Consider the following 12,775-nt stretch of genomic DNA (forward strand, 5'->3'; position numbering starts at 1 on the left):
TGAAAAACGCGGCTACTCTACCGCGCTGTTCGGGCGGCAAGATGACCGTACATACGCTCGAGACGCAGTCTTTCGGCATCACCGCTCATGCGCGGAAGTCGAGGTCACCTCGCGAAGCGGGGAGAGCACGTAGTCGAGGGCTCGGCGCTGGCCGGTCAGCACTTCGACGGTGACGGCCATGCCGGGCGAGAGCGGGATTTCCTTGCCGTCGATAGTGATGGTCTTCTTCGCAAGAGCGACCGTTGCCGGAAACACGAGGTTCTGGTTTTTCGACAGATCATTCGAGGCGGTCGAGGACTGAGGCTTGCTCGTCGATTTCGGATCAGCAAGCGCGCTCGCCTCACGCTCGTCGACGGCATCGCGGCTGACCTTGATTACGGTGCCGTCGACCGTGCCGTAGCGGGTGAAGGGGAACGATTCGATCTTGATGACCGCGGGCTGGCCCGGTTCCACAAAGCCAATGTCCTGGTTCTGTATCAGCGCCTCGATCTCGATCGGCGATTCGAAAGGCACGATCGTCATCAGCGACTGGCCGGGGCTCACCACTTGGCCGACGGTGGTGACAGCCAGTTGCTGTACCGTTCCTGCGATCGGCGCGGTGAGGCGCGTCCGCTCGTTCTTGGTGGCGGCCTTGATGAGCTCACCTTGGAGATGGTCGGCTTTGCGCTCCGCCTCGGCACGTTTTTGCGTCTGGTCTGCGACGAATTGAGTTGTGGTCTCTTCGAGCTTTTTCTCAAGCGTGACGAGCGCCGCCTCGTTCTCGGCAAACTGGCCATCTTCGCCGGCCTGTGTGGTGACCTGCGCCTCATACTGCTGGAGCGTTTCGATAACCTGGGCGCGTGACGCGGCTCTTGTCTGGTTCAGGGTTTCGCGCATGTCGACATGCTCCTTGTCGACCGCGATGAGCCTGGCGCGGGCGGTGAGGCTTGCCTTCAGGCGCTCGCGGGTCGCGAGCTTCTCGGCGCGTTGGGCAAGGAGGCTCGCGCGATTTGCGGAAAGCTGTGCCAGATCCGCAGCAAGGACGCCGTTTTCGCGCGTTCGGATGTCTTCCGTGGTCCCCTGGGGATAAGCAACGGACGGAATATCATCGCCGCCCGATCGCGCGGCTTCTATCGCAACAGTGCGCCTCGCCGTCTCGGCTTTGGCCGCTTCCAGGTCCCGTTCCTGTTCTTCGCGATCTGCCCTTGTTTCGCGGGGATCGAGTTCGACAAGAAGGTCGCCTGCCGAAACCCTGCTGCCGTTCTCGACGGCAATGGCGACGACCTTGCCAGGGTCGAGCGGCTGCACGACTTTGGAGCGCCCGCTCGGCTGAATGCGCCCTTGCGCGACCGCGTAGATTTCGAGCCAGCCGAAATAGGACCAGGCAAGCGCGCTTCCAAAAATGAGGCAGATGATCCAGATCGCGATGATGCTGATGGGAGAGGGGGGCGTCTCGTAAAGTTCGAGCGCCGCGGGCAGGAATTCGCGGTCGACGTCGTCCATACGCACCGCGGGCACGGGCGCGGTTCTGGATGTCCCTCTCGCCCTGATGCGCCAGATTGCGACGGCGACCAGACCAAGGACAAGAGCCGTCACCCCAAGGCTTATCAGCGTTTCTCTCGGTATCGCGGCTCCGGATGGCGCTGCGAGAGCCGATAGTGGTGATAAAGCCACCGACGAGAGCGCAAGCGGCATGACATGCATTCTTCCCAACATCGGTCTACCCTACATTTTCGGACTGCATGCGCCAAAGCCTCGCATAGAGGCCCTCGGGGTTCGACAGAAGCGTATTGTGGGAACCGTCTTCGACGATGCGCCCGTCCTTGATTGAAATGATGCGGTCACAATTGCGGACGGCCGCCAGACGGTGAGCGATGATAATCACCGTCCGGCCCTTGCATATGCTGCGCATGTTGGTCTGGATGATGCGCTCGCTTTCATAATCGAGCGCGCTCGTCGCCTCGTCGAAGATAAGGATGCGAGGCCGCGTGGCGAGCGCGCGGGCGATCGCGATGCGCTGGCGTTGCCCGCCAGAAAGGTTCGCGCCTCGTTCCTCGATCATCGTGTCGTAGCCAAGCGGCATGCGCGAGATGAATTCGTCGGCGCCGGCAAGACGCGCGGCGGCGAGCACGACCGCTCGCGGCATGGCGGGGTCGGCAAGGGCGATGTTGTCATGAATGGTGCGATTGAAGAGCATATTCTCCTGGAGCACCACGCCGATCTGCCGCCGAAGCCAAGCCGTGTCGACCTGAGAAATATCGATGCCGTCGAGAAAGATCTGGCCGCGTTCGGGGCGATAGAGCCGCTGAATGAGTTTTGTCAGCGTCGATTTGCCGGAGCCCGACGGCCCGACGATGCCGATCACCTGGCCTTCGGGAATGTCGAGAGAAATGCCTTTCAAAATCTCCGGCTCGTCGATCCGATAGCGGAAGTCGAGACTGACGATCCTGATGCGCCCCTTCGCGGGCGGCAGCGCGGCCGTGCCGATCTGACGAGCTTCGGGCGGCGCATTCAAAATATCGCCGAGGCGGTCGACGGAGATTTGAACCTGCTGAAAATCCTGCCAAAGCTGGGAAAGCCTCAGGATCGGCGCCGTAGCCTGCCCCATGATCATGTTGAACGCGATGAGGGCTCCGACCGAAAGCTCCCCGTCGATCACAGCCAAAGCCCCGAAATAGAGCACGAGCGCCGTCGTCGCCTTGCTCACATACTGGATGGCGTTCTGACCGAGCGTCGCCAGCATCACGGCGTTGAACGAAGTCTTCACGTAGGAAGCAAGTTTCTCCTCCCACTGGTTCTTCAACATCGGTTCGACCGCGGCAGCCTTGAGAGTCTGGACGCCGACCACCGATTCCACGAGAAACTGCTGGCTCAGGGCGCTTCGGTTGAAGCGTTCATTGATGCGGGTCCGAAGCGCGGGTCGGATCAGCGCTGCGATCAGGATATAGCAGGGGATCGAAATCAGCACGATGAGCGTCAGCGTCGTGGAATACAGGAACAGGACGCCGATAGCGATGATCGCGAAGACGAGATCGATAACCGCTGAAAGCGCTTGGCCAGTAAGAAAGGCGCGCACCGTTTCGAGTTCGCGGATGCGGGCCACGGTCTGTCCCGTGGCGCGCGTCTCGAAATAGGATAAGGGCAGCCGCAGGAGGTGGTCGAACAGGCGGCTGCCGAGTTCGACGTCGATGCGGCTTGTCGTGTGGTTGAGTGCGTAGGAGCGAAGATACTGGAGCGTCACATCGAACAGCCCGATCAGGAGAAGACCGACGACGATGACGACAAGCGTTGAGCCGCCTTTATGGACGAGCACCTTGTCGACGACGACCTGGAAGAAAAGCGGCGTGACGAGCGCGAACAGCTGAATGAAGAGCGACGCGAACAGAAGATGGCCGAAGGGCTTTCTGTAGCGCCACAAGGACGGGAGAAACCAGGCGAAGTCGAACCGGACCTGATCGACACCGGCGCCGCCGAGACGGCGTGTGACGAGCACGATTTCTCCCGCCCATGCGTCGGAAAGAGCTTCCGGTTTTTCGAGTGACTGCGACCGTTCCATCGGCGAAACGATCCTCAGCCGCCCATCATCGAGACGGTGGGTCAGAATGACAAAACTCCCGTCCCGCATGCGAAGAATGGCAGGCAGCGGGGCCGATAAAAGCCTTTGCAAAGGCTGGTCGCTCAAGGCTCGCGCCTTCAGGCCCAGCCGGCGGGCGCCGCGAACGATATCCTCGGGCGTGGCTGCTCGATGACCGAGCCCCAATTCGTGGGCAATTTGCGCGGGATCGCAAGCTATGCGGTAATGAGCGGCGACGAGAGCCAGCGAAACAAGCCCGCCGTCGAGCGCCGGCAGGCCGTCGGCGTCGCGTGCGGGCTGCCTCTCTTCCATCACGGGAGCGGAAGTGTGCGCCACGAGCGAACTCCAAAGAATTTGCGGTGCCCCGGCGATGCAAGGCGCTTTGAAACGACGTTTTTCGAAAAGGAAGGAAGACAGCGCCAAAGGGCGCTGTCTTCTTGGCCGGCTACTGCACTCTGAAATCCGCCGCAGACAAGCTCGACAGGGCCACATTGTTCAGGGTGACGCTGTTGGCGCCGTTCGCAATGACGACATTCGCGCCCACCTGCTGGGATGCTGCGAGCGCCGCGGACGGCGTCGCGAACGCTCCGACATCGAATTGAAGGAAGTCGTGGTTCGCGCCCGTTGCCTTGAAGTCGGTGACGGTGTCGCTGCCAAACGCGCCGTGGAAGACGAAGCTGTTCGTTCCGCCGCCTCCCGTCAGCACGTTGTTCGCTGAATTGCCGGCAATCGTGTCGTTGCCGGCGCCACCAACCGCGTTCTGGATGTTGGCGATGTGATCGACATTGCCGTTCGCAAGCGTCGCCAAGCCGGTCGAGAGGTCGACGCTGACGCCCGGCTGCGAAAGCAGGCTGAAGTCGAGCGTGTTGACGCCCGCACCGCCGTCGATCGTGTCGACACGGTCCGGCGCGTAGATGATGTCGTTACCAGCGCCGCCCGTCGAATAACCGGCTCCCATGATCGCCAGATGATCGCTGCTTTCGGCGATGCCGACCACGAAATCGGCGCGAGACACCGACCCGGCGTTGAGAGCATTGGTCCAGAAGGTCGATTCGGCCGATGTCGGCGCGCGCCCAACGGCGTTCTGGAACAGCTGTGTTACGAAGGCGCTGTTCGAGAGGGTGCCGTATTTCGATGTGAATTCGCTCGATGTAATGAGCGCATTCGCGACCTGAACTTCCGTCTTCGACCCGTTAAGAATGGCGGTGGAGTATGTCGACAGCCCCGAGGCGTCCGCCGAGCGAGCCAGCGTCGTATCGTAGAGACGCCGCACCATGTCGCTGGCCGTCTGGCTGTCGGCCGTATGATCGAGCGCATAGGCACCGGTTGCACCGATGTCAGTGTTGTTCGTCACCTGATGGACATTCCCGACGAGTACATGCTCCTCGCTTTGCGACACCGCAATCAGAACGGCTGCTCTGGTGGCGGTGTTCGCGTTCAACTGGCCGACCCAGGTGTTGAGTTCGGCAAGCGTCGGCGCACGATTGAAGGCATTTTCGTAGATGCGCTCGACGAATTCGAGATTCGTCAGCGTGCCGTATTTCGTGGTGAACTCCGACGACGCCGTGATCTTGTTGGCGAGTGTCGTCGTATCGAGCACCCCGTTGGTGATGTATTCAGCGAGAAGCTGGACTTCCCCGATCTGCATCGTCCGGTCGAGAGCCGTGTCGTAAAGCCTCTGGGCGATGTCTATGTCCTTCTGCTCCGTGGCGAGATCGATGACCGTGGTGTGGTAGACGGGCGTCGTGGCCGACGCCGGCAAATCCACCCAGACCCAGTTGTCGATGCCGTTGAGATCGATCGTGTGCGTCGCCGTCTGCGAAACGGAACTCGTGTAATTAGACCACTCGTAGCTGCCGTTGGCGTTCGGCATGTAGTAGATCATATCCTCCGGGTCGTAGGAGTTTTGTGACAACCAGATATTGACGATTGCGCCATCCGGACTTGTTGTTGTCCCGCTTCCAGCCTTCGTGCTGCCGTTGGTGTTATAGTAGGTCGTGGATTCGGTTTTGTATCCATCCTGATCGACCCAGACACCCGCCTCCTTGTCGATGATGCCGTCCCCATTGGTATCGAAATCGGTGACGATCCCCGAATTGTAACGAGCCGTGTCGTTATAGACCGTGGTCTGATCCTTCAGCGTCCCGCTCGCATAGGAATTCGTAATCGTGCGGGTGGTCATTCCATCGGCGCCAACAACCGTCACATCAGTCTGTGTTTCGTCGACGACGCCGTCGCCGTTCATGTCGATCCGAGTCGTCTTCGAAAGGCCGTTCGCACTCGTCGTGACCACGGTGCGGTCCTTCACGGCGCCGTTTGCGTAAGTGTCGGTCACCACCGCCGTCTGGCTGCCGTCGGCGTTGAGCGTCGTCACCGCCTTCTGCGTGAAATCGACGGTGCCGTCGCCGTTCACGTCCGAGGTCGTCGTTTTGGAGAGGCCATTTGCGCTCGTGGTCGTCACGAATTTGTCGAGAAGCGTACCGCTGGCATTCGTGTCCCAAATGGTTCCGGTGACGCTGCCATCGTTGTTGGTGGCGGTGCTCTCGAAATGATCGAACACCCCGTCGCCGTTGCTGTCGCGCTGAAGCGCCTGCGTCAGCCCGTCGGCGCTCGTTGTGATGACATCCTTCTGAAGAAGAGCGGACGAGCCGGGATTATTGATGACAATTGTCTCGGTCTTGCTTCCGTCGACAGCGGTCGAGATCGTGTCGGTCCGGTCGAACTTCCCGTCGTTGTTGACGTCGAGCTGGGTCGTTTTCGAAAGGCCGTTCGCGCTCGTCGTGATCACCGCCTTGTCCTTCACCGAAGTCGAATTCGACGTCGTCTGCGTGATCGTGTCGGTGATCGTTTCCGTCCGCGATCCATCCGCGTTCAGCACGGTCACATCGCTTCCGGCGAGCGTGAGCTTGGGATCGGGAGCCGTGGCCCCTGTATAGGCGCCTGAAGTCATCGAGACCGACGTGCTGAGGCCGTTGGCGCTCGTCGTGATGGCCGAGTTGTATCCCCAGCCATCCTTGTCCGTGAACGTCTCCGTGCGGCTGCCGTCACTGTTCAGTGTGACAGCGTCGGTGACATTGAGGTAGTCGCCGTAACGGTCCTTGATGACGATGGAGTTCGAGAGCCCCGTCGCGCTCGTGATCCTCGTGTCCGATTCCGATCCCCAGTCGTGATCTGCTTCGTTGGGATAGGTGACCGTTGTCTTCACGCTGCCGTCTGTTTGCACGGCGACGGTCTTCTGCATCTGGATGGAGCCGTTATCGGCGACACTGGTGGCCACGCTGATGGTCTTCCGGTCGGAGCTCGTCGTCGTGGTGCTTTGATCCCGCCGCGTGCCATTGGCGCTTGTGTCGGTCAAGGTTTCGGTCGTCGACCCGTCGGTGTTGAGCACGATCACATCCGTGGTCGTGAGATCCACCGTGCCGTTCCCATCGAGGTCGTAGGCCGTCGCAACCGACCGTCCATCGGCACTCGTGGTCGTCGCGGTCCGGCTGACGAGAGACGTGCCGCTATAGGCCGAGACCGTTTTCGTCACGCTGCCGTCGGCATTCAGGACCGTCGACGTGGAAGTCGCCTTATCCGCGACCCCGTCTCCGTTCAGATCCGAGGCGACCGTGACCACAAGGCCGTCCGCGCTCGTCGTGGTCGAAATTCCGTTCTTTACGGTGCCGTCCGGATTGAGGTTGACGACCTGATCGGTGACCGAACCGTTCGACGCCCTGGTCGTAGTCTCCCTCTGATCGAGCTTGGAGTCGCCGTTCAGGTCGCGGGTAACGGTCACCGTCGACTGATCGGCGCTCGTTGTGGTGACCGACTGCGACCTCAGGCTGCCATTCGCGTTCTTCGCCGTGACCGTCTCGATCGTGCTTCCATCGGCGTTGAGAACAATCGCATCAGAAACGGTCTGATCGAAAGTGCCGTTGCCGTCGAGATCGACCTGCGTCGTCTTCGTCAGGCCATTCGCGCTCACCGTCGTGACGCTTTGATCGCGAAGCGATGCGTTCGCATTCGTATCCTTGACCGTCGTGGTGCGGCTGCCATCGGCGTTTAGCACCGTTGTGCTCGTCGTCGTCAGATCATAGACGCCATCGCCATCGAGGTCGGTCTTGACGGTCGAGACGAGACCGTTGGCGCTCGTCGTAGAGACCGACTGATCGCGGACCGACGCATTCGCATTCTTGTCGATGACGGTTTCGGTGCGGCTGCCGTCCCCATTGAGAACCGTGACATCCGTCCGCGTCAGATCGTATGTGCCATCGCCATTTACGTCGATTTGCGAGGTGACCGACAGGCCATTGGCGCTCGTCGTGGAGATGGTCTTGTTGATGAGCCCTCCGCCCGGCGCGTAGTTGGCGATAGTGTCGACTGTGCCGCCATCCGTCTGGAGGGCGATCGTCTCGGTCTGATCGTTGGCGCCGTCGCCATTCAAATCCCGGGTGTAGGTGATGGTCTTCTGATCGGCAGTGACCGTCTCCACCGTCTTGCCGAGCAATTTACCGGTGTTGCTCGTCCGTGAGATAGTCTCTGTTGTGCTGCCGTCGGTGTTGAGCGTTGTAACATCAGAAACCGTCACATCATTGACGCCGTCGCCGTTCAGATCCTCCAGAGCCGTCGCCGAAAGCCCGCTTGCGCTCTTCGTCGTTGTCGTCTTGTCGATGAGTTTTCCGTTAGCCGAGGTATCGGCCTGTGTCAGCGTCGTGCTGCCGTCGGCGTTATAGGCGAGCGTCGAGGTTTTCGTCCGGTCGGCGGTGCCGTCGCCGTCCAGATCGCGCGCCACCGTCGAAACGGTTCCGTTCGCGCTCGTCGTCGAGGTCACGCTGTCCTGAACCGAGCCGTCTGGATTGAGGTCGACGACCTTGTCCGTCACCGACCCGCTCGCGGCTCGCGTGACGGTTTCCGTTTGATCGGTCTTCCCGTCCCCGTTGAGGTCCCGAGCACTTGTCACAGTCCAGCCGTCGGCGCTCGTCGTCGTGACCGATTTCGCGAGCAAGGCGCCGTTGGAAGCCGTGCTCGTCGCCGTTTCGGTGCGGCTGCCATCCGCGTTGAGTGCGATGGTGTCGGTGATGGTGCGGTCGTTCACCCCGTCGCCGTCGAGATCGGACTGAACGGTCGTCGAAAGCCCCGAGGCGTTGACCGTCGTCACCGTCTGATCGCGGAGCGTTCCGTTCGCGGTCGTATCCCTCACCGTGGTTGTGCTACTGCCATCGGCGTTTAGCACCGTCACGCTGGCAGTCGTAAGGTCGAAGACGCCATCGCCATTGATGTCGAGCTGCTTCGTGGTTGAGAGCCCGGTCGCACTCACCGTGATGAACGCTTGATCGCGCAGCGTGCCGTTCGCAACCGCGTCCTTGATCGTCTCGGTGCGGCTTCCATCGGCATTCAGGACCGTAACGTCCGTCGTCGTAAGGTCGTAGGCGCCGTCGCCGTTCCGGTCGAGTTGACGTGTGACGGAAAGCCCGTTGGCGCTGGTCGTGACGACGCTCTTGGTGATGAGCGCGCCGCTTGGCGCGAAAGTAGAGACCGTATCGGCAACGCTGCCGTTGGCGCCGGTGACGACACTTTCGGCGCGGTCGGTCTTACCGTCGCCGTTCAGATCCTCGGTGATCGTCGTCGTCTTGCGGTCAGCGCTGACGGCCGCAACCGTCTGCGAAAGAAGCGTGCCATTGTTGCTCTTCGCAGCGACCGTCTCGGTGCGGCTGTTGTCCGAATTGATGACCGTCACATCCGTGAACGTGCGATCGACGACGCCGTCACCGTTCACGTCCTTCTGCGTCGTGACCGACAAGCCGTTCGCCGAAGTGGTGACGATCGTCTTGTCGAGGAGCGTGCCGTTCGACGAGGTGTCAGTCGCGGTGAACGTCGAGCTTCCATCGGTGTTCTTCACGGTCGATGTCGTTTGCGTCCGATCCACGACGGCATCGCCATTCAGGTCGCTTTGCGTGGTGACGGTGAGACCGTTCGCGCTCGTTGTGGTCGTCGATTTCGCCTTGAGGGACCCATCCGGATTATAGAGCGAGAGCGTGTCCGTTGTCCCCGTCCCGCTGACCGCGACTGTCTCCACCTTGTCCCATACGCCGTCGCCATTGGCGTCGATCTGCGTCGTCCGCGTGACGCCATCGGTGCCTTTAGTGACGACTGTCTTGTCGCGCAGCGAGCCGTTCGCATTCGTGTTGCTTATGGTCTCGGTGAGGCTGCCATCGCCATTGACGACGGTCGCATCCGAATCCGTCACATCGAAAACGCCGTCGCCGTTAAGATCGCTCTGCGTGATGCGCGTCAACCCATCGGCGCTGAGCGAGACGATGGATTTGTCGCGAAGCGAACCGTCCGGATTCGTGTTGGTCACCGTCGAGGTCGAGCTGTGATCCGCGGCGATGGCGATGACGAGCGCGGTCGTGAGATCGAAAACGCCGTCGCCATTATAGTCAGTCCGAGTTGTCTTGGTCGTGCCGTCGGCGCTCGTCGCTGTGACGGTCTTGGCCTCGACCGTGCCGTTGTTGCTCGTATCGGTGACGGTCTCGGTGCGGCTTCCATCGCCATTGACCGCCGTCGCATCGGTCTCGGTCAAGTCCGTCGTGCCATTGCCGTCGAAATCGGAAGCGACGGTCCGCGTCAGCCCGTCGGCGCTGAGAGAACTCGTTGTCTTGTTCTTGAGCGATCCATCGGGATCGAGGTTCGAGATCGTCACCGAGGAACTGCCATCGGCATTCTTGACGCGGGTTTCGGACTGGTCTGACAGCCCATCGCCATTGATATCGCGCGTGATGGCGATCGTCTTTCCGTCCGCGCTGGTGTTCGTGACAGTCTGGTCTACCAGGACGCCCGCCGCCGTCTTGTCGGACAGCGTCTCGGTGATCGAGCCGTTCGCGTTCGAGACGTTGACATCCGACTGGGTTCGGTCGATGACTCCATCGCCGTCGTCGTCGAAGGACAGCGTGCGGCTCTTCCCGTCGCCGCTCGTCAGCTGGATCGTCTCGCTCGCGACGCTGCCGTCTGCCGCGAGAAGCTTGTTGTCGATGGTGGTAGACCCGTCCCCGTTATGCGTGGTGACCGTCTTGAGGCCATAGCCCGCAGTTTCGCTCACGAAAGTCGCGGTCGCCGCTGTCCCTGTGGTCCCGTCGGTGCGCGTGAACGTCGTCTGGCCGTCGATGCTGGAGCCGTCCGGCAGCACGATCTTCGTGGCGTCCGGCGTCAGATTGATCGACGCGATGCCGGCCTGCGCAAGCGTTTCAAGCGTCGTCGTGCCATCGGCATTCGTGACCATGATCTTGAAATTCGCGAACTGCGCGTCGCCCTCGTCGAGCATGCCGTTGTGGTTTGTATCGAACACGTCCTTCAGCGCCTGCATGTCGCTCGACGCCGTCGGATCCCACAGCGTGAACTCGACCTGGTTCTGCTGGGTGATCTGGCCTGAGTTGTTCGGATCGTACACGAGCACGCCGTTGCCTGCCCCCGCCCACGCCGTGCGGTGCTCGCGCCCGTCGCCCGTCATATCGAAGAAGGTATTCGACGAGGACAGAGGCGTTATGTTGATGCCTTTGCCGGAAAGGTCGAGAACGACAGGAGCGAAGTCCCCTCCTTCGTCGCCGAAGCCCCACGACGAGTCGCCGTAGTCACCTCCGTAGTCACCCCCAAAATCCCCTCCTTCGTCGCCATATCCCCACGATGAACCTCCATCGTCTCCGCCGAAATAACCGTCATCGTCGCCATATCCCCATGAAGAGTCGCCGCTTTCAGCCCACTGTTCGTCGGCGGCGAGCTGGTTGCTCGTTTCGCCTGGCTGGTCGCTATAGTTGATGTAGGTGACGTAACCGCCCGTTTCCGTTGCAACCACGCTGCGGTTGTCTAGGTTGGCAACCGAAGGGGCATCCGGCGCGCCGATAGCGACATAGGAATAGGTGCCGCTTTCTGGAAGGTCGATCGAGCCGATTCCTGCCGCTGGGTTCTGTATATCAGTGTTGGTCTGCCAGTTCGTTGCAGGGTTTAAAAGTTCCTGACTGAAGCTTTTTGGCGCCTCGCCGGTCAAAAACAGGAAGCCGTTGGGATCGGTCGCTCCCGTCAGGCTTTCCGCGCTGATATACGGGCTTTCCGGCGACGGGGGCATACCGTAATCGCCGAGTTGGCCGTTCGAGACTGCCTGTCCATTCGGATTGGACGACCCCGCGAAGGCGTTGTCATCCTTTCCGTAATTTCCAAGGTCTGTATAAGCCGCCCCGCCCGGGTTCCCGCTATTTCCGCCGCCGAGATTAATGGGAGGGCTTTGAACAGGGCCATATAAGACACTGCCGGAAGCGCCGTTGCCCGTTTCCTTATTGCCGGTCCCTTTCGCGGTCGTCGAATTGGGCAGCGTCTTCAGTAAACTCGGATCGAGAGTCTTCGGTATCGCATTGGGATTGAAGAGATTGCTATTGAACGAACTACCATCGTTGCTTGGCAAAGCGCCATATGATTTGTCCGTATCTACCCACCCCGGAATGTTTCCGTAATTGTCAAGATCAGCATAGACGGCTGCTCTGCTTGGATTTGTATAGGCCGCCAACGGGTTGACCTCACCGGGCAAGCCGCCGGTGGAGGAATCGATACCAGCGTAACCGTAGCCGCTGACGTCGTTGAAGTCTCCCACCGTCACCGGAGCCGTCGTTACATTAACGACCTGCGCCCCTATGAGCGCGCCAGAAGATGGGTTAAAAAAATGAGCATTTGCAATGGAATCAGCGGCAACACCGGCATTTTTTTGCAGGTTCGACGCATCGATCGCTACATAGGATCTATCGCCAATTGAAGCCAATCTAGTTTGAGAGGAACTTGTAAAACTGGCTGGGTTTAGCTCGGCTGTCGGAGCTGCAAAGTTAGTAAATTGTTTCAGCACTAGTGAGGTAGTATATTGTGGGGTGTCAGCGAATATGGCGTTGTAGGCATACCTCCCTACCAAAAAACCGACAGCGCCCAACCCAACCCCAAGAAGTAACGGGGGTGCCGCGATGCCTGCGGCGAGAGCAAAAGACCCTAAGCCAAAACCCTCTGCGGCAACAGCGGCATCAATAACGGCGATAGCATATGTGCCACTAGTTGCCGTGCCCCAAAATGCAGTTGTGGCTGCGCCGGTGCCTAAGCTGAACAAAAAACTGCCGCCTGTCTCTGCAGCCGCAAGCCCAAAATTCGCTTCACCGCCTTCAGCATCATATAGGTATTGCAGCCCTGTTTGGGCAACAAACGCCTCGACTA

At 60.4% G+C, this 12,775-nt stretch carries 3 protein-coding genes; all 3 read right to left on the reverse strand.

Going from position 1 to position 12,775, the window contains the following annotated elements; translation table 11 throughout:
- Positions 1 to 78 precede the first annotated feature (78 nt).
- Positions 79 to 1,497, reverse strand: coding sequence for an HlyD family type I secretion periplasmic adaptor subunit (locus QM659_RS13070; RefSeq protein WP_415188729.1), 1,419 nt, complete (start codon positions 1,495 to 1,497; stop codon positions 79 to 81).
- Between the two features lie 202 nt (positions 1,498 to 1,699).
- The gene (locus QM659_RS13075) at positions 1,700 to 3,865 is read right to left on the reverse strand and encodes a type I secretion system permease/ATPase (protein ID WP_415188733.1); all 2,166 of its coding nucleotides are present in this window, start codon (positions 3,863 to 3,865) and stop codon (positions 1,700 to 1,702) included.
- Between the two features lie 133 nt (positions 3,866 to 3,998).
- The gene (locus QM659_RS13080; protein ID WP_415188730.1) at positions 3,999 to 12,179 is read right to left on the reverse strand and encodes a DUF4214 domain-containing protein; all 8,181 of its coding nucleotides are present in this window, start codon (positions 12,177 to 12,179) and stop codon (positions 3,999 to 4,001) included.
- Between the last annotated feature and the right edge of the window lie 596 nt (positions 12,180 to 12,775).

Origin of the sequence: Rhodomicrobium sp. (assembly GCF_047605405.1) — a bacterium.
GTDB lineage: Bacteria > Pseudomonadota > Alphaproteobacteria > Rhizobiales > Rhodomicrobiaceae > Rhodomicrobium > Rhodomicrobium lacus.